The organism is Kitasatospora sp. LaBMicrA B282 (assembly GCF_050325825.1).
Lineage (GTDB): Bacteria > Actinomycetota > Actinomycetes > Streptomycetales > Streptomycetaceae > Kitasatospora.
Genome location: NZ_JBNQTI010000128.1, coordinates 1 through 20233, shown reverse-complemented (window position 1 = coordinate 20233; position 20233 = coordinate 1). Strand labels below are relative to the sequence as shown.

The 20233-nt window shown below is 71.7% G+C and carries 14 protein-coding genes; 8 read left to right on the top strand and 6 right to left on the bottom strand.

The annotated features are described in order from the left end of the window. Positions 1-5: 5 nt before the first annotated feature. On the bottom strand, positions 6-1100 hold the full coding sequence (locus tag ACQRUO_RS28275; protein ID WP_428318923.1) for an aminoglycoside phosphotransferase family protein: 1095 nt from the start codon (positions 1098-1100) through the stop codon (positions 6-8). A gap of 360 nt (positions 1101-1460) precedes the next feature. Here ACQRUO_RS28275 and ACQRUO_RS28270 point away from each other — a divergent pair, with 360 nt between their 5' ends. Then, positions 1461-1988, top strand: coding sequence for a hypothetical protein (locus tag ACQRUO_RS28270; protein WP_428318922.1), 528 nt, complete (start codon positions 1461-1463; stop codon positions 1986-1988). A gap of 91 nt (positions 1989-2079) precedes the next feature. Then, complete coding sequence (locus ACQRUO_RS28265; protein ID WP_428318921.1) at positions 2080-3522, top strand: MFS transporter; 1443 nt, start codon at positions 2080-2082, stop codon at positions 3520-3522. Here ACQRUO_RS28265 and ACQRUO_RS28260 read toward each other — a convergent pair. The 5 genes from ACQRUO_RS28260 to ACQRUO_RS28240 all read right to left on the bottom strand — a co-directional run bounded on the left by ACQRUO_RS28260 (position 3503) and on the right by ACQRUO_RS28240 (position 8885). Next, positions 3503-3958 carry a hypothetical protein gene (locus ACQRUO_RS28260; RefSeq protein WP_428318920.1) on the bottom strand — a complete coding sequence of 152 codons (456 nt, stop codon included), beginning with the start codon at positions 3956-3958 and terminating at the stop codon, positions 3503-3505. The genes ACQRUO_RS28265 and ACQRUO_RS28260 overlap by 20 nt on opposite strands. Positions 3959-4053: 95 nt before the next feature. Then, positions 4054-5046: a hypothetical protein gene (locus ACQRUO_RS28255; RefSeq protein ID WP_428318919.1), complete on the bottom strand. Its 993-nt coding sequence runs from the start codon at positions 5044-5046 to the stop codon at positions 4054-4056. A gap of 345 nt (positions 5047-5391) precedes the next feature. After that, positions 5392-6279 (bottom strand): hypothetical protein, encoded by an 888-nt coding sequence (locus ACQRUO_RS28250; RefSeq protein ID WP_428318918.1) that lies wholly within the window; start codon positions 6277-6279, stop codon positions 5392-5394. Between the two features lie 20 nt (positions 6280-6299). Then, on the bottom strand, positions 6300-7634 hold the full coding sequence (locus tag ACQRUO_RS28245; protein WP_428318917.1) for a right-handed parallel beta-helix repeat-containing protein: 1335 nt from the start codon (positions 7632-7634) through the stop codon (positions 6300-6302). 99 nt (positions 7635-7733) lie between these two features. Then, a complete protein-coding gene (locus ACQRUO_RS28240) occupies positions 7734-8885 on the bottom strand; it encodes a Dyp-type peroxidase (protein WP_428318916.1) in 1152 nt (383 codons plus the stop codon). Positions 8886-9639: 754 nt separating this feature from the next. Here ACQRUO_RS28240 and ACQRUO_RS28235 point away from each other — a divergent pair. The 6 genes from ACQRUO_RS28235 to wecB all read left to right on the top strand — a co-directional run bounded on the left by ACQRUO_RS28235 (position 9640) and on the right by wecB (position 20092). Continuing rightward, on the top strand, positions 9640-13053 hold the full coding sequence (locus ACQRUO_RS28235) for a hypothetical protein (protein WP_428318915.1): 3414 nt from the start codon (positions 9640-9642) through the stop codon (positions 13051-13053). A gap of 178 nt (positions 13054-13231) precedes the next feature. Then, on the top strand, positions 13232-13837 hold the full coding sequence (locus ACQRUO_RS28230; protein WP_428318914.1) for an exosortase/archaeosortase family protein: 606 nt from the start codon (positions 13232-13234) through the stop codon (positions 13835-13837). Beyond that, positions 13837-15201, top strand: coding sequence for a glycosyltransferase (locus ACQRUO_RS28225; RefSeq protein WP_428318913.1), 1365 nt, complete (start codon positions 13837-13839; stop codon positions 15199-15201). The genes ACQRUO_RS28230 and ACQRUO_RS28225 overlap by 1 nt, the downstream gene beginning before the upstream one ends. A gap of 406 nt (positions 15202-15607) precedes the next feature. Then, positions 15608-16048, top strand: a complete 441-nt coding sequence (locus ACQRUO_RS28220; protein WP_428318912.1) for a hypothetical protein — start codon at positions 15608-15610, stop codon at positions 16046-16048. A 52-nt stretch (positions 16049-16100) separates the two neighbouring features. Next, positions 16101-18563, top strand: a complete 2463-nt coding sequence (locus tag ACQRUO_RS28215; protein ID WP_428318911.1) for an SdrD B-like domain-containing protein — start codon at positions 16101-16103, stop codon at positions 18561-18563. A gap of 374 nt (positions 18564-18937) precedes the next feature. Beyond that, positions 18938-20092, top strand: coding sequence for a non-hydrolyzing UDP-N-acetylglucosamine 2-epimerase (gene wecB / locus ACQRUO_RS28210; RefSeq protein WP_428318910.1), 1155 nt, complete (start codon positions 18938-18940; stop codon positions 20090-20092). The last annotated feature ends 141 nt before the right edge of the window (positions 20093-20233 follow it).

The following is a 20233-nucleotide window of genomic DNA, read 5'->3' as shown; positions in this document are numbered from 1 at the left end:
CCGGCTCAGTCGCGGCCCCCGGATCGCGACGACGACGGTCTCGCCCGCACACCGGCGCGCAGCAGGTCGAGCGCGCGGCGGGCGTAGCCGTGCACCTCGCGGTCCCGGTGCATGGCCGCCCACTTCAGCGCGGACGGGCAGTCGATCGCCGCGTACGCCCGGCAGGCCGCCTGCTCGGCCTCGGTGAGCCCGCGGCCGTACCCGTCGAAGAACGCCTCCGCCAGCGCGGGCCGGCCCGCGGTGACCTGGTAGACGATCCGCATCAGATCGTGCCGGACCGGCTCCTCGACCCGGGTCCGCTCGAAGTCGATGAGCTGGAGCCGCAGTCCACCGTCCTGCCGGACGATCCAGTTGCGCGGGCCGAAGTCGCCGTGGCAGACCGCCACCGGCAGGGGCGGAGGCGGCTCGGCGGACGCCTCGGCGAGCACCCGGAGGTCGTCGGCCGGCAGGCCCAGGTCCAGCGCCGTGTCCAGGGCCTTCGTCCGCTGCGCCGACCAGGCTGCCGACCACGCCGCCGGACTCGTCCCGGCGCCCGGGGGCGCGGTGGCGGTGAGGGCGTGCAGGCGGGCGGCGAGCACGCCGGCCTGTCGGTACACCTCCGGCACCTGCTGGTCGGTCAGCTGAGCCTCGCGCAGCGGGTGCCCGCCGAGGCCCCGGGTGACGATCAGCCGGGCCTCCGGCACGCGCCGGGTGATCCGGGACGCCCGCCCCGCCCCGAGCAGCGGCACGAACTCGTCGTACGCCCGGGTCTCGCGCCGGTAGCGGCCGGTGTGCCAGTGGCGCTTGGCGAACCAGCGGTGCCCGGCCGGGCCCGCCACCTCCCAGACCGAGGGAGCACCGGTGCGGTCCCGGGACCGCACGCTCACCAGCTGCCAGCGGCCGACCGCGTCGTCCAGCAGCGACTCCAGCAGGAAGGCCTGCAGCAGTTCGACAGGATCATCGCCGAGTGGACCGGTCCACCAGCGGCGGCTGCTGAACTCGCCTACCAGCGAGCACTCTTCCTCCTGAGGAGCGGCGAGACGGTCGGCGCTGTCGAGGCGCTCTGCGGCCTTCTCGACCAGTCCATCTCCATGAACGGTGGAACGCTCTTCCAGATCCATCGGCTTCTACAGCAGCTTGCCGAGGTCGAGCCGGAACTACGTGAGATCGTCGAGCGGTTGTGTGTCGACCGGAGCGCCGCGCCCGAGCCGCCGTCGTGGCTGGAAGCCACGGAGCCAGTCCTGCAACTGACGGCGGACTGGATGAGCGCGAGGACCTGGGGTGCGTCTCGAGAGTTCGTCACCACCCACCCCACCCTGTTCGACGCCCCGTCCCATGCTGCTCTGCGGGAGTGGACACTGGTGGGCGGAGCGGGGGCCGGCTTCCATCTCGAACTGCTGGAACAACTGTTGTCCGGAACGTCGGTGGATGTGGTGTATCGACCGCTCGTGCTTTCGGAGCTCCTGACCGCTTGGCTCCGTATGAGCACCCAGGACTCGGCCGCCTTCCTCGCCGAGCACGCCGACGACCTGCTCGCCCCCGATGCCGACGCGGCGCTGCTCGCCATGGGCCAGGGCCGACCGGACCTGCACCGCACGCTCGACGTCCACCGCGCGATCCTGGCGCTGGTGCGGACCGACGGCATCGACGCCACCTACACGCTCCTCACGGACCGCCAGGCCCTGGACGCCCGCCTCGGGCAGGCCGTCGCTGCCGCCGACGGTCCGGCGCTCACCTGGCTCTCGCGCATCGAGGGCGGTGTGCACGACGCGCAGTGGGCCGCCGTGGTGCACTGGCTGGCAGCGCGGGCCCTGGAGCCCGACCGCGACTCCAGCAGCTCCGCGACCGACCTCGCCGAGGCCGAGACGGACCCGCCCCTCCCCGAGGAGCGTGCCCGGGCGGTCTCCGAGCTGGCCGCCCTGATGACCGCCTGCCCCACCCGGGCGGCGGCGCTCGGCGCGCTGCTCCAGGCGGTCCTGACGACCGAGGTCCAGCCGTCGGAGGGGTAACAGTCGGAGGGGTAACAGGGGCCCACTGCCCCTGCCACTCCGGGACCTTCGCCCCTGGGCGGACCCCGCGCCGCCGACCAGCATGGGAGAAATGTCCGCGATCATCGACAACGCCCCGTACACCGCCTTCCACCGCCGCCTCGCGCTCGCCTGCTCGGGCGGGCCGTTGCTCGACGGCTACATCCTGAGCGTCGTCGGGGTGGCGCTGATCGGGATGACGCCCGAGCTGGGGTTGAGCACGGCGGAGGTGAGCCTGATCGGCGCGGCGGCGCTGGTGGGGATGTTCGTCGGCGGGGCCGTGTTCGGGGTGCTGACGGACCGGGTGGGCCGGGAGGTGATGTACACCGCGGACCTGCTGGTGATCGCGGCCTGTTCGGTGGGGTCGTTCTTCGTGACGGACGTCTGGGCGATCGTGGCCCTGCGGTTCGTGCTGGGGATGGCGATCGCGGCCGACTACCCGATCGCGACCTCGCTGCTCGCGGAGTGGCTGCCGATCAAGCACCGGGGGCGGTTGCTGGGCAAGCAGATCATCGCCTGGTACGCCGGGTCGGTGCTCGCGTACGGGGTCGGGTACCTCTTCCTCCGGCTCGGCGGGAACGGGAGCTGGCGGTGGCTGCTGGCGAGTTCGGCGGTGCTCTGCCTGTTCTTCCTGGTGGTGCGGCGCGGGTCGCCGGAGTCGCCGCTCTGGCTGGCGCAGCACGGGCGGGAGCGCGAGGCGGTCGCGTTGGTGCGGCGCCACCTGGGGCGTGAGGTGAGTGCGGCGGAGCTGCGCGACGGGCCGGCCGAGGGCGGGGAGCGGCTGGACGCGGGGTCGTTGCGGGTGTTGTTCAGCCCGGCCTACCGGAGGCGGACGCTCTTCTGCGGGCTCTTCTTCCTCTGCCAGGTGGCGCCGTTGTTCGCGATGCTGACCTTCGGGCCGGCCATCCTGGGGTCCTTCGGGATGCCGGGTGGCACGGTGATGGACACCCTGGGCACCGGCCTGATCAGCCTGGTCTTCCTGCTCGGCTGCTACCCGGCGCTGCGGGCGATCGACCGGCACGGCCGCCGGCCGACGATCATCTGGTCGTTCGCGCTGATGATCGTGCCGCTGGTCCTCCTCGGCCTCTGGCCGACGGCGCCGGCGTTGCTGGCGCTCGGCGCGCTCTGCGCGTACGCGTTCCTGTGCGGCGGGCCGAACGTGCTCGACTGGACCTACCCGAACGAGCTCTTCCCGACCTCGGTGCGGGCCACCGCCGTCGGGTTCGCCACCTCGGTGAGCCGGATCGGGGCGGCGGTCGGGACCTACCTGCTGCCGGTGGCGCTGACGGGAGTGGGCATCGGCCCGACGATGCTGCTGGCGGCCGGCCTGACCGCGGTCGGACTGCTGGTCAGCTGGCGGTGGGCGGAGGAGACCAGGGGGATCGGGCTGCGGGAGGCGGCCGAGGCCACGGCACACCCTGGCGGACCGCGGTCGCAGCCGCCGCAGCCGCCACAGCCCGAGCAGCCCGGGCAGCCGGCCCGGGACGGGTTGGCGCTCAGCGGACGACGAGGGTGACCTGCCAGCTGTGCCCGGTGCCGTCCTGGCTGCTGAGCCGGACCGTGCCGGTGGCCTTGGCCGCGAAGAGGCCCGGGGTCACGCCGATGGGCGCGGTGAGCATGCTGGTCGGCGCCGCCGCCAGGACGGCCGGGCCGGAACTGGTGACCGGCGCCCAGTGGCCCTGGCTCGCGGTCAGGAAGACCGTGAGCTGGTCGCCGACGGCCAGGCAGTAGCTGCCGGACTCCGCCTCGGTGAGGCTGCCGGCGGTGTGCGGCAGCACGGCGTCCGGGAGTTGGCGACAGGCGGCGGTCGGGGCAGCGGCAGCGGGGGCCGCAGCGGCCGCGGCCGGCTTCGCCGACCGGGCGGCGCACCCGGCGGTGAGGGCGGCGAGGGCGGCGAGGGCGGTGCGGGTGACGACCGCAGCGGGCAGCGCGGCGCGGGTCCGGCGGGGCATGGAGCGGCTCCAGGTCTGGCGGTCGGTGACGGCGGCCCGCCGCCCCCGGGGTGGGGACGGCGGACCGCTGGTGCGTCAGTGCGTCGTCAGGCGCCTCAGGACTGGTTGCTCGCGCTGGTGTAGGAGGTCACGCAGCCACCCGCGTTGTTGTTGAAGTTGTTGCTCCACAGGGACTGGACAGCGTAGTTGGTGCCGTTGAGGCTGATGATCGAGGACGCTCCCTGGCCGCTGGAGACCCAGGCGCACTTGTCGCCGGTCTCGGAGCCCGAGGAGTCGGTCCAACCGCTGGACGGCGCCGGGTCGGTGAGGGTCTCCGCGTACTCGTGGCCGCCGACGATGGTGACGCCCTCGCTGGCGCCGTTCACGCCACTGCTGCCGGTGGCCACGAAGTTGGCGCCGCAGCCGGATCCGGCGTCGGCGACGTACGGCATGTTGGTGTACGGCAGGTCGGCGCCGTTGACGGTGGTGTGGTCGTGCCAGGCGCAGTACGAGGTCTTGAAGCCCTGCGGCACGACGCCGTGCGGCGCGTCCACGATGATCTGCACGTTGTCGCCGGAGACGCCGAAGTGGGCGGCGGCGCGCTGGGCTTCGGCGGCTATCGCCGCGCTGCCGGGCTTGCCCGGGGCCTTGACGCCGCTGTCCAGCCAGGTGCCGGCGACCGGGTTGGCCGCCGGGTGGCCGACGTGGGTGCCGGCGGTGCCGCAGTCGGTGGTGCCGGTGGCGACGCCCTGGCAGTACTGGGTCTGCGAGTTCGACCAGGTGTCGCCGCTGCCGTAGGCGTGCTGGAAGAACGACAGCTGCAGCGGTGCCTCACCCGCCGGGTCGTTGGTGATGGAGCCACTGCCCCACTGGGAGCCCCAGTAGACGATGTAGACGGTGGGGCTGGTCACCACGTTGCCGCCGCCGTAGGCGAGCGGGTTGCCGCTGGTGGTGGCGGTGCCGGCGTGGGTGGTCATGTGGTGGGCGGCGAACGTCGCGGTGTCCGGGGCGGCGGCGCCGGCCGAGCCGGCGGTGAACAGACCGGCGGAGGCGAGGGCGACGGCGGCGACGGTGGCCAGGCCGGCCCGCTGGAACGTGGCGATTCGCATGGTGGGGGAGCCCTTCGAGTCGGGTGTTCGACGGGTTGTGCGCGTTCGGGCACGCCGAGCCTGCGCCGGGGTGGGGCGCCGAGGGTGGTGCTGGTGCTCGTGCCGCGGCCACCGGGGTAGGGGCCGGTCCGAAACCTCGCACGGGTGAACTCACCGCAGAGCCGGGATGGTTGGGGGAGCCCGGGCCTTCGGTGGCTGGGAGCGTAACCATGCTGAACGGGGCAGGTCAACGGTTTGCACCGACCGGGGAGTGCAGAGCGGATCCAGGCCCGCTGGGGCCGCCCCGCGCGGGAGGCGGGGCGGCGGGCGTGAGCGGCGGTCGGGAACGGAGGTCAGGAACGGCGGTCAGGGGGCGCTGGGCTCGGGGGAGGACGAACCGCTGGGCGCAGCCGAGGAGTCGGCGCTGGGCGAACCGGAGGGCGAGCCGCCGGACGAACCGTCGGGCGACCCGCTGGGCCCGGGCGAAGCCGCGGTCGGCGCCCCGGCCAGCTCGGCCGCATCCGCGATCTGCTGCGTGCCCCAGTCGGAGAAGTCCGCGCTGAACGTCCCGCTGTCCACCGGCGCCCGGAAGCGCAGCAGGTGTCCGGCGTCGTCGAGCCAGAACTCCGGGGCCGCCGCGACGTTCGCGGCCGGCGCCTGCTGGCCGCTGCGCTGCCCGGGGCCGCGGAAGACGTCGACGGGTGTGCCGGCCACCTTGTCGCGGCGCAGCCAGCGGGCACCGTCGGCGGCCAGCAGCATCGGGTTGTCCGGCCGGTCCGAGGGGATCTCCAGCAGCGAGCGGATCGCCCGGTCGAAGACCAGCTTGGCCGGGTCGAGTTGGCGCTGCTGCCAGCCGGCCTGCTGCTGGGGGATCTGCTGCTGGGGGACCTGCGGGACCTGGGCGTCGAGGTCCCGCAGCGCCACCGTCTGCTGGTTCCAGACGATCGTGAAGTGGCCGACGGAGCGCGCCGCCTTGCTGGTCAGGGTCGCCTCGGCCGCCTTGCCCTTCCAGTCCAGCACCCCGGTGAGCTCCCCCTGGAAGCCGGCTCCGACGGACAGCAGGGCCGAGAACTTCGCGCCGCCGGCCACCCCGCTGGCGAAGCGCACGGTGGACAGGCGCTCGGCCTCGTCCCCGGAGACGGGGTGGGGCCCGGTCTTCGCGGAGCAGGAGACGGTCGCGGCGAGCAGGGCCAGCAGGGCGGCGGCGCGGGCGGCCCGGCGGCCCGTCGCCCTCGCCGTCCTCGTGGTCGTCACCGGGTTCGTCACTTCGGTCGTCACTGGGGGATCACCGCCGGGTCGGAGGGGAGCGGAGCGCTCGAGGGGTCGGCGAGGACCGGTGACGGGCTCTGCGGCAACGCGGAGCCGCCGAAGTCCGCCGGCTCCTCGGGCTGCGGCCCCGGCGCCGGGACGTCGTGGAAGGACACCCCGGGCGGGGCGGGCGCCTGGGGGAGTTGGCCGCCGGCGGCCAGCGGGCACGCCGCGGACAGCGCGTCCGCCGGCAGGCTGGTGCCCGCCCGGTTGCCCGCGAGGCAGTTGCCGGTGGCGCCGGCCTTGGGGTCCCCGGTGAAGGCCAGGTCGACGCCGTTGCCGGTGACGGCGTTGCCGGTGGGCCGGTTGTCGAGCGGGGCGAAGCCGTTGGCCGTGGCGATCTCGATGCCGGCGGTCGGGTTGCCCGTCACCAGGTTGTCCGTCACCACGTCAGCGACGCCGCCGCCGATGCCGATCCCGATGCCGAACGCGCCGTCGGCCTGCTCGGGCGTGCCGGGGTCGGCGTTGGCGGCCACCACGTTGCCGGCGAAGACGGCCCCGTGCTGCGGGGCGAGGGCCTCCAGGGTGTCGGAGCCGAGGGTCACCCCCACCCGGTTGGCGGCGAACCGGTTGCCGACCACCTGGAGGCCGGCCGAGGAGTTGGTGAACTCGGCGCCGACCGCGTTGTGTTCGGTGAGGTTGCCGCGCACCAGGGTGTTGCACGGGTCGCACTGGCCCACGTAGATGCCGGAGTCGGCGTGTCCGGAGGCGTAGGACCGCTCGATCAGCCCGTCGCGCGCGTCGAACGCGTAGATCCCGTAGAGGCCGTTGTCGTAGGCGGTGACGTAGGAGGCGCGGAAGCCCGGGAGGGCCGGGAACTTCGTGGTGTCCAGCGCCTGGTACTCGCCGCTGCTGCCGCCCTGGCCCTGGAACTTCGGGTCGGTGACCCCGGTGAACAGCACCCCGTTGAACAGGTTGTTCCGGACGGTGAGGTTCTCCACCACCGACCCCGCGCCGGTGACCACGATCCCGTCGCCGCGCTTGAACTCGCCGTCCACCACCACCGTGTTGCGGTCGGTGCCGCGCAGCACGACCCGCGGCCGGGTGATCCGCACGCTCTCGCGGTAGACGCCGGGCGAGACCAGCACCTCGTCGTCCGGCCGGGCCCGGTCGACGGCCTTCTGGATGGACGGCACGTCCTGCGGCACCCGGATGACGGCGTGCGGGGTCGAGGCCGCGGACTGACCGGGGACGCAGCCGCTCGCGCCACCGGCCAGCAGCAGGAGGGCGGTCAGGGGGAGCGCCGCCCGTTTCCGGGAGCGTCCCGGCCGGCCGGACGAAACAACTGGCGTGTCGGACATGTCGCTAGATATACCAGTTCGTCAGGTCAGGCCCCGGCAGGCGCAAGCAGCCGCAGCACGCCGCTCCGAATCCACTGATGGTGCATCAACTCAGCTGATTTACAGGTTTGTTGATGGTCTCGCCACGGAGGGTGTGGCGGCCGCCGGGAAGAGCGCGTGACCCAGCGGTGCGCCGGCAGGTGCGGCGGGTGGGACGTAGAGCACGGCCGAGGCGCGGTGTTCGACGAACGGCGTGAGGGCGTCATGGGCGGCCAGGCGCTGCTGGACCCGGACGAAGAGAGCCGGGTCCTTCATGAAGGCGCAGAACAGCAGGCCCTGGTCGTCCGGGCCGTCCGTGTACGTGTAACCCCGGCGCAGCATCCGGGCGCCGCCGTCCAGGCGGGGGTTGGAGAGGCGGATGTGCGCGGCGGCGGGGATCACGTATCGGCCGTCGGGGGTCTTGGCGTAGAGGTCGGGGTCGTCGTGCTCCCCGGTGCCGCCGAGCGGGCTGCCGTCGTCGCGGCGGCGTCCGATGACGGCCTCCTGTCGGTCGACGGACAGGGCGCCGAACGCGTCGGTCTGCATGGCGATGCGGCGGTAGACCAGGAAGGTCCCGCCGGCGCAGGGGCCGTCCGGCAGCCAGATCCACCGGTCCTCGTCGGTCCCGGCGGGGTTGGCGGTGCCGTCCTTGAAGCCGAACAGGTTGCGCGGGGTCTCGCCGGGCGGGGTGGGCGGCAGGTGCCCGGCCTGGCGCCAGCGCGGGGTCAGCAGGTCGCCGGCCCGGCGGTCGAGCCGGTCCGCGGTCGCACCGAGGCTCGCCGCCTGGTCGCCGGTGAGTTGCAGCAGCAGGTCGGCGCCACTGCGCGCCGGGTCCAGCCGGTCGCCGGGCAGTGGCGGGAGGTCGGCGAACGCCGTGGGGGCGGTGAGCGGGATCCGTCCGGACAGGGCCGGGCCGATGCCGAGGGTGGCGGTCAGGGGGGTGGCGGCGAGGGTATCCGTCCAGTCGGCGAGCAGCGTGTGCAGCGCGGCGGCGCCCGGAGCTCCCATCGGGCCGGTGAAGTCGTAGGCCAGCAGCAGGAGTTGCGGGCGCTGTGGGGTGTCGATGCCGGGCTGGCGGAGCGCCGGGCCGACGCTGGGCGGGGTGGCCTCGTACTGGATCGGGGGCCGGGTACGGCCCGTGCTCCACAGGGCCGCGGCGACGGCGGTGGCGGCCGAGCCGCTCAGCAGCAGGCGCCGGGGCAGGGAGGGCCGGTGGGGCTGGGACGGGTCCATGGGGGCGATTGAACCCCGGGCCGGTGGGCGGATCGAGTCGCCCCGGGGATTCCGCCCCTTGTGGGTTACCCGTAACTGGGCCAACCGGGCCTGTAGGCAAGAACTCTGACGATATGACGGACGGTGGGCGAGCCCCGGTGCCACCGGTGCGAGTCCAGGAATGGCCCGACAGTCCGAAAGTACGACAATCCGATGAAGCTATGAGCAGCATTCCATGTGTGGAGGTTCGGCGTTCATCGTGAAGGCCTGGCATTCTCCGGATGGAGTAGCGGTGCATACGAACGAACCCGGGAAATCGGCACATTCCTGTGGGTCGCTCGGTCGGTTGGTCCTGACATCCGGCCGTGGCTCAGCCGGATGTCAGGACCAACTGCGCCTCTGTGCACGTCTGGAGGGCTGATCGGCTCGCCCGCTACCGCCATCTGCACGTTTTGCTGAGCCGACCGGGTGGAGGGGTGCACGACACGTCGGTTGACGACAGAGTAAAGGCGATGTTAAGGGCTACGAATATGGCGGTCGCAACCTGTATCGGGCTGAGGTGCTGCTTTGCCAGAAATTGCGACTCGTGAGGGCGCGGCTCCAAGCGTTTTGATGCCGTGACATTCGATTCCGTGACAAGGCGTCGCGAAACTAGGCGTCGCGAAAGGGACTCCGTATGCAGAGGTGGACCGTGCCGACACGGGGGTCGCTATCCCCACGTCGAGTCGCACTGGGGACGGCACTGATCGTCCTGGCAAGTTGTTCCGCAGTCGGTATGGCGAGCGCCGCTCCGGTGAACATCGGGGTCAACGCCCAGGTGACGGCGGACGGGTCCGGTGAGTTCACCGCGACGGACGGGCCTGGCCTGGACAGCGGGCCGCACAACGGCATCGTCCGGACCAACGACTCGATCAGCTACCAGATCGAGTTCCAGGCGCAGCAGGGGACGGCCAACAACCCGACCTTCACCGTGCAGGCCCCGCCCAACACGGCGTGGAGCGCCCTGCCGCAGAAGTGCACCGGCGCCGGATCGGGCATCAGCAACACCGGGCTGCTCACCTGCGTGCTGCCCGACATGACCTCGCAGACCGAGCAGGTCCCGGTGGTCCTGAACGTGCTGGGCACCGCGAAGAACGGTGACCAGATCGCGATCACGGTCAACGGCACCGCGGACAACGCCGCCCAGCAGGCCAGCAACACCTCGGCGAACTCCACGGTCAGCGCGCTGCCCAAGTACAACCTGATCAAGAGCGGCAAGTACAGCTTCGGGGACACCACCGTGGCCGGGCCCAACGGTGGGCAGGGCACCCTGCTCACCATGCCCATCGTGGTGGAGGGTCGGACCATCGACCCGGCTCGCACCGACTGGAGCCCGCTCGGCCAAGAGGCGCTCGTCTCGCCGATGACGTTCACCGACGACCTGTCGAAGCTGCTGAACGGCGACCCGACCGCCGGGGCCCTGCTCTACAACTGGAACCCGGCGAAGCCCGCCTGCGGCGCCAACGACGGGACGATCCCCAACGCCCCGTACGGCCAGAGCGGCCTCGGTACGGCCGCCAACACCACCGCCAACAGCGGCACCTTCAACTGCTCCCAGAGCGCGGCCGGCCAGAACATCGCGGTCTCCATCGCCGGCACCACCACCACGCCCCAGGTCTACCCGACCCAGGGCGCGGACGGCACTGGTCTGCCGACCAACTCGGGCGTGGTCAGCTCCGGCTACCTGCGGATCTGGATCCCGCAGAGCGAGATCGACGCGACCAACGCGAAGTACGGCGGCAGCGCGCTGCTGACCGACACGTACACCGACTTCGCGCCGACCTCGATCAGCGGCCAGCAGAACTACGGCGCCGGCGGTCACGAGCCGACCGACGACAACTCGCAGTCGGCCGGCATCAACGGTACGGGCGCCTTCGGCAAGGAGTACGAGAGCGTCGCCGGCGGCCCGCCCGGGACCGCGCCGGTGAAGAAGTTCAACAACGCGCTCGTCACGCCCGGCACCCAGGTGCGTTCGCACATCTTCGTCAACACCTTCAACTCGACGGACGAGCCCAACTTCATCGCCTGCGACACCTTCGGTGACGGCAACCAGACGATCAGCAAGGCTCCGGCGAGCAACGGTCTGGCTGCGACCGGCCAGTACGCGACGGCCACCCCGGCGTCGCCGCCGGTGACCATCGAGTACGCCGCCTACCGGGCACCGGTGGCGCAGGCCGGCACCCTGGCGGCCAGGCTGGACCCGATCGGCACCGAGTCGATGCGCATGGAGACCTGCAACGACACCGACGGCCCCTGGTTCTCCAGCCCGGAGCAGGTGCCCGGCGGTGTGGCCGCGGTCGGCAAGGTCCGGTTCAAGACCGACATGCCCCCCGGCGGTGGCCGGGACTTCTACACCTTCCTGACGGTCAATCCCTCAGGCCTGAGCAAGGGCCAGATCGTCCGGAACGAGGCCATGTACTCCCTGGCCGACAACACCGAGGCCAACCCCGACTGGCAGAACGACATCAAGTCGACCTACGCCCCGCCGCTGAACGGCGTGATCGACCCGAACGCGAACTACGCCAGCGGTGCACTGGGTGACCACCTGATCATCAGCCCGGTCCTCGCCCGCATCAGCAAGAAGACCGTCGACCCGGGCACCGATGCCGGGAGCACGCCCGACCAGCAGCGCCAGGTCCTGAACGGCCAGACGTTCACCTTCGGGCTTTACCCGTCGCTCCAGTCCAACGCGACGAGCTCCAACCCGCAGGACCTGACGATCGTCGACACCCTGCCGGCCGGCTTCAACTACGTGGCGGGCAGCGCGTCGGTCCAGGAACAGTCGGTGGTCAAGAACGGCGACGGCACCACCACCGTGACCTGGGTGCTTCCCGCCCAGCAGGTCGGGTCCGCGATCGCGCCGATCACCTACAAGGTGGCGACGGACCAGAACGCGGCCGCGGGCAGCTACAACAACCAGGTCGTGATCTCCGCTCCGGACGACCTCAGCGACCCGAGCCAGCGCACGGCCAACCGTGCCCTGACGATCGTGGCCGGGACCGGTGTCAACGTCTCGAAGTCCACGAACACCCCGCAGGTGCCGGTCAACACGGACCTGCCTTGGACGCTGACCTACAACAACCCGCAGACCCTGCCGATCAACGGCCTGGACATCATCGACGAGCTCCCCTGGAACGGCGACGGCCGCACCCCGGCCACGAAGTTCAACGGGACCTTGGCCTTCAAGTCGCTGCAGCCGGTGCCGGCCGACTCCTCGGTGACCCTCAAGTTCACCTCGGCGGCCCACGGCACCATCAAGACCGACCCGGCCGATCCGTCCAACAAGGCCGGTGGCAGCACCACCTGGTGCACGCAGGCCCAGTTCGGTACGGCGGGGTGCCCCGCGGACAACACCGCGGTCACCGCCGTGATGGTGAGCGATCCGCGGACGCTGGCCCCGGGCCAGGCGCAGCAGCTCGCCCTGGTGCTGACCCCGAGCGGCAACGCCGGCGGGGACGTCTACACCAACCGGTTCGACCTGCACGCCCGTGAGCTGGTGTTCGACGTCATCTCCAACGACGTGCCGATCACGGTGGTCGACCAGAACACCCCGACGCCGACCCCGACTCCGACGCCGACTCCCACGCCGACGCCGACTCCCACGCCGACTCCCACGCCGACGCCGACTCCCACGCCGACGCCGACGCCGACGCCGACGCCGACACCTACGCCGACGCCGACACCTACGCCGACGCCGACTCCCACGCCGACGCCGACCCCGACGCCGACTCCCACGCCGACGCCGACGCCGACCCCGACGCCGACTCCCACGCCGACGCCGACCCCGTGCCCGACGCCGACCCCGACTCCGACGCCGACTCCCACGCCGACGCCGACCCCGTGCCCGACGCCGACCCCGACTCCGACGCCGACTCCCACGCCGACGCCGACGCCGACCCCGACGCCGACTCCCACGCCGACACCTACGCCGACACCTACGCCGACGCCGACCCCCACCCCGACGCCGACACCTACGCCGACGCCGACTCCCACGCCGACCCCGACCCCGCCGCCCACCAAGCCGCCGAGGCCCCCGCTTCCGGACACGGGTACCGACCCCATGTGGGCCGAGCTCGCGGTCGCCAGCCTCGTCGCCGGTGCCACCCTGCTGATCGTGGCAGTGCGGCGCAGGCGCCGGACCCAGGGCTGAACGCTTGATGGCTGAGCGCTCGACCCGCTGAACCGCCGGCCCGGGGGGGGGGACCCCCCCCCCCCCCCCCCCCCCCCCCCCCCCCCCCCCCCCCCCCCCCCCCCCCCCCCCCCCCCCCCCCCCCCCCCCCCCGACCCCCCTCCAACACCACGCCTGCGCACGACGAACGAGGAACGCGATGACCCTCAGCACGGTGGCCTCCACGCCGCTCCCGCCCGGTGCCAAGTCCCGACAACCCACCCGGCCGTGGCCGGCCTCGCTGACGCTCGCGGGCACGCTCTCGGTGGCCGCGGCCGCGATGATCGTCTTCAACGAGGTGCTCCGGGCCGTGGAAGCCAGGGCCGCGGCCTGGCTGTACTCCCAGCTGATGTCCGAGACGACCGCCGCGGTGCACACCGACCTGCTGGTCAACATCGGCTACACCCGGATCGTCGGCGTCGAGGTCACCCAGGCGTGCAGCTCGGCCCTGCTGGTACCGCCCTTCCTGCTGATGGCGGCGGCCGTGCTGCTCTCCGCCCGCCGGACCGCCCGCGAGGTGCTGGGCGGGCTCGGGCTGGCGGCGGCGATCATCGTCGTCGGCAACCTGGTCCGACTGGTGCTGGTCGCCCTGGCCACGGTCCACTACGGCCGCTCCGGCTACCTGTGGTCGCACACCCTGGGCGGTTCCGTGCTGAGCATGATCACGATGATCGCCGCCCTGGCGGCCTTCCTGCGCCACGGTGTCCGCGGCGGGCGCCTGGAGCGGCGGCCCCCGAACGCCGGTACCGAAGGGGGAACCAACTGATGCGCCTGCTGGTCGCCGTCGCGCAGAGCCTGTCCCTGCTGCTGTGCAGCATCTTCTTCCTGTACGTGTTCACCCTGATCCGCGCCTACCTCGGGTGGAAGCCGCAACCGGCGGGCCGTTCCGCGGACTTCCAGTGGCACTTCCTGATCCCCTGCCGTGATGAGGAGGCGGTGATCGGCGCCACCGTCTCCAACCTGCGGGAGAAGTTCCCCGCGGCGCACCTGTGGGTGATCGACGACGACTCGGAGGACGAGACCGGCACGATCGTGGCGGCCTTCGCCCACCACGACGACCACGTCCACCTGGTGCCCCGGAAGCGACCGGAGGCCAGGACCGGCAAGGGCGACGCGCTCAACGCGGCCTACCGGGACCTGGAGGCCTGGCTGCCGGACACGGTCGATCCGCACCACGTCGTGGTCGGGGTCTTCGACGCCGACGGGAAGCCCGCCGAGGGGTGCCTGGACGCGTGTGCCGCGCCGCACCTGTTCGGCGACCCGGCCGTCGGCGCGGTCCAGATCGAGGTGCGCATCCTCAACCTGAACGAGCGTCACCTGCTGCCGGAGAAGGGGAAGGCCGCCAACCTCTTCGCGCGGACCCTGCTGCGGATGCAGGACATCGAGTTCCGGGTGCCGATCGCCGCGCTGCAACTGGTGCGCCGGCGGATCAACACGGTCGGCATGGGCGGGAACGGCCAGTTCACCAGGCTCGCCGCGCTGCGGGACATCGACGAGGGCAGCGGCATCCCCTGGCGCGGCTCGCTGCTGGAGGACTTCGAGCTCGGGCTGCACATCCTGCTCGCCGGCTGGCGCAACGAGTACACCCGGGACACCCATGTCGAGCAGGAGGGGCTCTTCAACCTGCGGCGCCTGATCACCCAGCGCACCCGCTGGGGCCAGGGCAACATGCAGTGCGCCCGGTACATGCCCGACGCCTGGGCCTCGTACCACGTGACCAACGCCGGGGTCTCGGAGATCTCCTACTACCTGATCCAGCCGTGGCTGCAGATCCTGGGGACCTTCGTCTACCCGCTGCCGCTGCTGGCTGCCGGCCTGTCCGCGCTGTTCGACCCGGAAGGCCTGTGGGCGTTCCTGATGGCCGGCGGCTGGGCCCTGTTCGCCGCCTACCTGGTCGTCGGCATCGGCCAGTTCGCCGTCTGGGCGTTCCTCTACGTGGCCGCCAACGAGCGGCGCAGCGGCTGGTGGCGCGCCGTCGGCTGGGGGCTGGCCTACACGCTCTACACCTACAAGTTCTACGTGACCTCGTGGAAGGCGATGGCCCGCCTGCTCACCGGCCGCAGCGGCTGGTCGAAGACCCGGCGCAATGCCGAGGTCGTCATCGACGGACCGATCGCCAAGGAAGCCTGACCAGGTCCCGCCGCACAAGGATCGGATACGCACGGAACGTTGACGGCCAGCCCGGGTCGAACTCGGGCTGGCGCTTTCGCGCGTTTCGCCCGGACGGTGGTCCGGAAAATGCGCGTTTCCGCCGAACGGCCGCTGATTTCCGCATGGTTGCGGCATACCGGTGAATCCGTCCGTGTGGCGCGGCCATAAAGACGACATCAAGAGTCGGTCCGGCTGTCGAATGTCCTCGTGCACTGGTCGCTTCGTCTGCCTGTGGACGAGTGCTGACATTCGGTGTCACTTAGTCCACACGAGCCTCGGAGGACATGTCGTGCGTTTCGCTACGTACCGATCAAGATCCCTTCGCTGGCGGCGCGCGGTAACCGGTCTCACGGTCATCTGCTGCCCCATCCTGGGAGCCGCATCCGTGTTGCTGGCCGCGCCTGCCGTCCTGCACCAGACAGTCGAGTCGCTCTCGCCGGCGCTCTTCCGTCCCGTCGGCGACACCGCCGCGGGCCGGTTCGAGTTCCAGCGGGACGCCGCCCACCCCACGACGCTCCGGCTGGTCGAGGCGGGCATGGTGACCATGCTCCCCGCCGACACCACCGGGCCCGGCATCGCTTCGACGACCACCGACAGCAACGCCGACTCCAGCGGGCGGGTGCAGATCCAGACCGGCCCGCCCGGCCACAACGACCACTCGTTCGACATCGGGATCGTCCCGTCGCCGGCCTTCCCGTTCCTCGGGGACAGCCCGCTGGGGACCTTCGCCGGTTCCCTGGCCGTCGCCGCGGTGGGTGCCGGACTGGCGCTGCGGCGCCGGCCCGGCGGGGTCCTGCCCGTGCGACCCGTGAGGTGCCCGCAGTGACCACCGCCGAGCGCAGCCTCGGACGCCTAGTAGACGTTGGGAGATCAACGCAGTGAGCAACACCCGTAAGGCCAGGTACCGGGCTCGGGCCGCCACCCTGGTCCTCCTGCTCTCCAGTACCGGCGGCCTGCTGCTCCCCACGGCGTCCGCCGCGCCGGGCGACGGCACGATCACCGTCACGGTCATCCACGACTGGGACTCCAGCGGGATGGACCGGGGGAACCGGACGGACCAGCCCGGCGTGGCCGGGATGACCATCACGGTCACCGACGACACCAACACCAAGGTCACCGGCACCACCGACGCCAACGGCGTCGCGACCTTCAACGCCGCCGCCCTGGGCGCGCTGACCACCGGCAAGTACCGGGTGGAGATGCTCCAGCCCCCGGCGCCCTACTGGTACGGGCCGGCCTACGGCCCGCGCCAGCTGCCGGTGCCCCAGACGGGCGTCGACCCGACCGCCAACACGGCCGGCACCCCGCTGTCGACCTCGGTGGAGTTCGTCAACGTCGCCGGCGGTCAGAACGCCAGCGTCACGATGGGCGTGGTCGACCTCGTCAATGACGGTGCCGGGAAGCAGCTGCCCGCCACGCGGGTGGCCTCGCCGGTCTACCTCGCCGCGGTGGCCAACAGCTCCGGTGGGGTGGACCCGACCACGGCGGCGATGATCGACTGGAACGTGAGCACCTTCGGCAACGAGACGAGCCCGAACGTGATCGCCACGGTGCCCCAGATCGGCGCGGTCTGGGGCATGGAGTGGAACGACGCCAAGAAGATGTACATCTCGAGCGCGTTCCTGCGCCGCTCGACGTACTACGGACCGGGCGGCTCCGGCGCCATCTACGCGACCGACCCGGTGAGCAAGCAGTCCTTCCAGATCGCGAACGTGCCGAACGCCGGCTCCACGGCGCACCGGCCTCCGGTGGCCGGCGACGACCAGTTCCCCTACTACCGCGACGCGATGGCGGTCTGGAACCGGACGAGCAAGGAGGCCATCGGCGACCTCGAACTCTCCGCGGACAACAAGACCCTGTACGCGGTGAACCTCAACACCAAGGAACTGGACTCGATCGACGTCTCCGGGGTGCCGACCGGTCCGTTCACCGGGGCGCCGCCCGCGTTCACCCCGGTCACGCCCACCACGACGACCGCCATCCCGAACCAGTGCCCCACTGCCAGCGACTGGCGGCCCTGGGGACTCGGGGTCTACCAGGGCAAGGTCTACGTCGGCGGCGTCTGCACCGCCGAGTCGATGAACACCAGCACCAAGAGCACTCCGCCGAGCGATGCCTCGCGGGCCGCCCTGATGGCCTACGTGCTCCGCTACGACCCGGCGACCGGGCAGTTCGACTCCGCCCCGGTCTTCAGCCAGTCGCTGAACTTCCCGCGCTCCCAGGCCGGCTTCCTGATCGGCTCGGGGACCATCACCAATGTCCGCTGGAACCCCTGGCTCCCCGACGGGAACAACCAGTGGTACGCCGCGGGCGGCTACAGCGTCTACCCGCAGCCGATCCTGTCCGACATCGAGTTCGACAACTCCGGCAACATGATCCTCGCCTTCCGTGACCGCTTCGGCGACCAGGTCGGCTACCACGACTACGGCCCGATCGACCAGGGGTACGGTCAGCGGCGCGACGCCGGCGGCACCGCCGGTGACCTGCGCAAGGTCTGCCTGGTCAACGGCAGCTACGTGTGGGACGACGGCTCCAACCCGGCCTGCCCGGGCACCGTCGACACCGCGCCGACGGGGTACGAGCAGGGCCGCAACGGGTACAAGAGCCCCACCAACCCCGGCACCGACGGCTTCTTCAGCACCACCGGCGTCACCTGGCACTCCCTGATCCCGACCGGGGGCATGGCGTTCGACAAGGTGACCAACCGGGTCATCACCACGGGCATCGACCCCATCGACAACACCTACACGAACGGTGCCCGCTGGTTCGACTACCTCACCGGCAAGTCCGGCAACGGCTCGCTCCGGGAGTCCTACCAGCCCTTCCCCAGCTCGACCTGGTGGAACACCAGCTTCGGCAAGGCCAACGGCATGGGCGACCTGGCGCTGATGCAGACCACGACGCCGGGCACGCCGCTGCCACTGCAGATCGGTGACCGGGTCTGGTTCGACACCAACAAGGACGGCATCCAGCAGCCGTCCGAGCCGGCGCTGGGCCACGTCCACCTGATCCTGTGGGACGGCCGGGGCAAGACCATGCTCGCCGACACCTACACCAACGCCCAGGGCCAGTGGAACTTCTGGGTTCAGCCTAACACCAAGTACCGGCTCACCATGGCGATGAACCCCGACGACGGCTGGACCGGTCTGCCCGCCGGCGTCGACAAGTCCACCCTGGTCTTCACCCAGCAGTTCTCGGTGGTCGCCAAGCCGCCGAACCCGCGGGCGGCCGAGGCCAACCCGGCGGACACCAAGACGGTGGAGTTCACCACCCCGGCCACGGCGAACGGCATGATCACCGCGGATCAGCTGCGCAACCTGGTCGACAAGGACGGCCACTGACCGCGATCGCCGCGGTCGGCCGAGGAGAAGGGAGGCGCCTACTGCGTTCCATCTGACACCTGAGCAAGGTGAGACACCATCCGCCACGGGCGGGACCCCCCAGTGAATCGGGGAGGTCCCGCCCGTGGCGGTTGTGGCCCGGTTCGGTCCCAACACCCGGGCTACGAGCAGGAAATGGCGGTCGGAAAAACCTGAAGAATCGACCTTCCGGGCGGTCATGAGCGTGCGAAAACGCGCCTCGACTTCTGACGCAGGGTGACGCGTGATCTGCTGTTCCCGAGCGCCGAGCAATCGTCGGCGCGGTTTCGCCATCGCTGAATTTCCCCCACCCAAGGCCTTGTCCTGTGCCGGAAATCCGTGAAAGCAGGTGGAGCATGTCGAACACGACATGCGCGAGTCCGCAGGAATCGCTCGCCAACAGCTCCTTCGATGGATCCATCGCCTTCGTCCTGGGCACCCGCCCGGAGATCGTCAAACTGGCCCCGGTGGCCAGCCAGTTCCCGGACACCGCCCGGGTCGCCTACACCGGTCAGCACTACGACGCGGCGCTGTCCGACATCTTCTTCGCCGAATGCGGACTGCGCCTGCCCGACGCCCGGTTGGAGGTCGGCGGCCGCTCCCGCGGTGCGCAGATCGGTTGCGCCACCGACGCCCTGGACCGGCTCTTCGCCCGCCAACGGCCCGCCGCGGTGGTGGTCCAGGGCGACACCAACGCCACGCTGGCCGGCGCCCTGGCGGCCAACGCGCACGGCATCCCGCTGGTGCACGTCGAGGCCGGGCTGCGCAGCCACGACCGCGCGATGCCCGAGGAGCACAACCGGGTGATGGTCGACCACCTGGCCGACCTGCTCTGCGCCGCGACGCCCGGCAACGTGGCCAACCTGCTGGCCGAGAACATCGACGCCGCCCGGATCGTGCAGACCGGCAACACCGTGGTGGAGGCCGTGCACCGCCACCTGCCCGCCCCGGAGCGGCGCACCAAGCTGCTGGCCGACCTCGGCGTGGAGAGCGGCCGCTTCGTGCTGACCACCGTGCACCGGCCGGAGAACACCGACGACGCCGCCGTACTGGGCACGGTGCTCGGCGAGTTGGCCAGGATCGCCGACGCCGGCTGGCCGGTGCTGTTCCCGATGCACCCGCGCTGCCGTGCCGCCGCCACCCGGGCCGGTCACGGTGGGCTGCTGGCCCGGCTGCTGGTCACCGACCCGATCGGCTACGGCGACTTCCTGGCGCTTGCGGCCGAGGCCGCGCTGATCGTCTCCGACTCCGGCGGCGTGCAGGAGGAGGTGACCGTGCTGGGCCGGCCGCTGGTGGTGGTCCGGAACTCCACCGAACGGCCGGAGTCCCTCGCGCACTTCGCCGCCCTGGTGGACCCGGGACCGGAGATCGGCCGCACCGCCCGGGCGCTGCTCGCCGACGTCCCGGCGATCCGGCGCCAACTGGCGGGCCGTCCCTCGCCGTTCGGCACCAGCCAGGCCGGCGCGCTGATCGCGGCCGCCACCCGGGCGCTGCTCACCGACCGGACCTGACCCGCTCATGGGTAGGACCTAGGGCCTGTCTTCAAACCCCCGTCTGCGCGGCGACGCCGGGGCACGCACCTCGACGGCTTCTCGTCAGTCGCCGATGCTCCGCATGGACTCCCTCCTCGGCGCCGCCGATGCACGCACCCC

What these genes read in the sequence shown, in the direction of transcription:
- ACQRUO_RS28245 (WP_428318917.1), bottom strand. Translation starts at nt 7,634, where the DNA reads ATGTCCGACACGCCAGTTGTTTCGTCCGGCCGGCCGGGACGCTCCCGG.
- ACQRUO_RS28235 (WP_428318915.1), top strand. Translation starts at nt 9,640, where the DNA reads ATGGCGAGCGCCGCTCCGGTGAACATCGGGGTCAACGCCCAGGTGACG.
- ACQRUO_RS28260 (WP_428318920.1), bottom strand. Translation starts at nt 3,958, where the DNA reads ATGCCCCGCCGGACCCGCGCCGCGCTGCCCGCTGCGGTCGTCACCCGC.
- ACQRUO_RS28230 (WP_428318914.1), top strand. Translation starts at nt 13,232, where the DNA reads ATGACCCTCAGCACGGTGGCCTCCACGCCGCTCCCGCCCGGTGCCAAG.
- ACQRUO_RS28225 (WP_428318913.1), top strand. Translation starts at nt 13,837, where the DNA reads ATGCGCCTGCTGGTCGCCGTCGCGCAGAGCCTGTCCCTGCTGCTGTGC.
- ACQRUO_RS28255 (WP_428318919.1), bottom strand. Translation starts at nt 5,046, where the DNA reads ATGCGAATCGCCACGTTCCAGCGGGCCGGCCTGGCCACCGTCGCCGCC.
- ACQRUO_RS28270 (WP_428318922.1), top strand. Translation starts at nt 1,461, where the DNA reads ATGAGCACCCAGGACTCGGCCGCCTTCCTCGCCGAGCACGCCGACGAC.
- ACQRUO_RS28265 (WP_428318921.1), top strand. Translation starts at nt 2,080, where the DNA reads ATGTCCGCGATCATCGACAACGCCCCGTACACCGCCTTCCACCGCCGC.
- ACQRUO_RS28240 (WP_428318916.1), bottom strand. Translation starts at nt 8,885, where the DNA reads ATGGACCCGTCCCAGCCCCACCGGCCCTCCCTGCCCCGGCGCCTGCTG.
- ACQRUO_RS28275 (WP_428318923.1), bottom strand. Translation starts at nt 1,100, where the DNA reads ATGGATCTGGAAGAGCGTTCCACCGTTCATGGAGATGGACTGGTCGAG.
- wecB (WP_428318910.1), top strand. Translation starts at nt 18,938, where the DNA reads ATGTCGAACACGACATGCGCGAGTCCGCAGGAATCGCTCGCCAACAGC.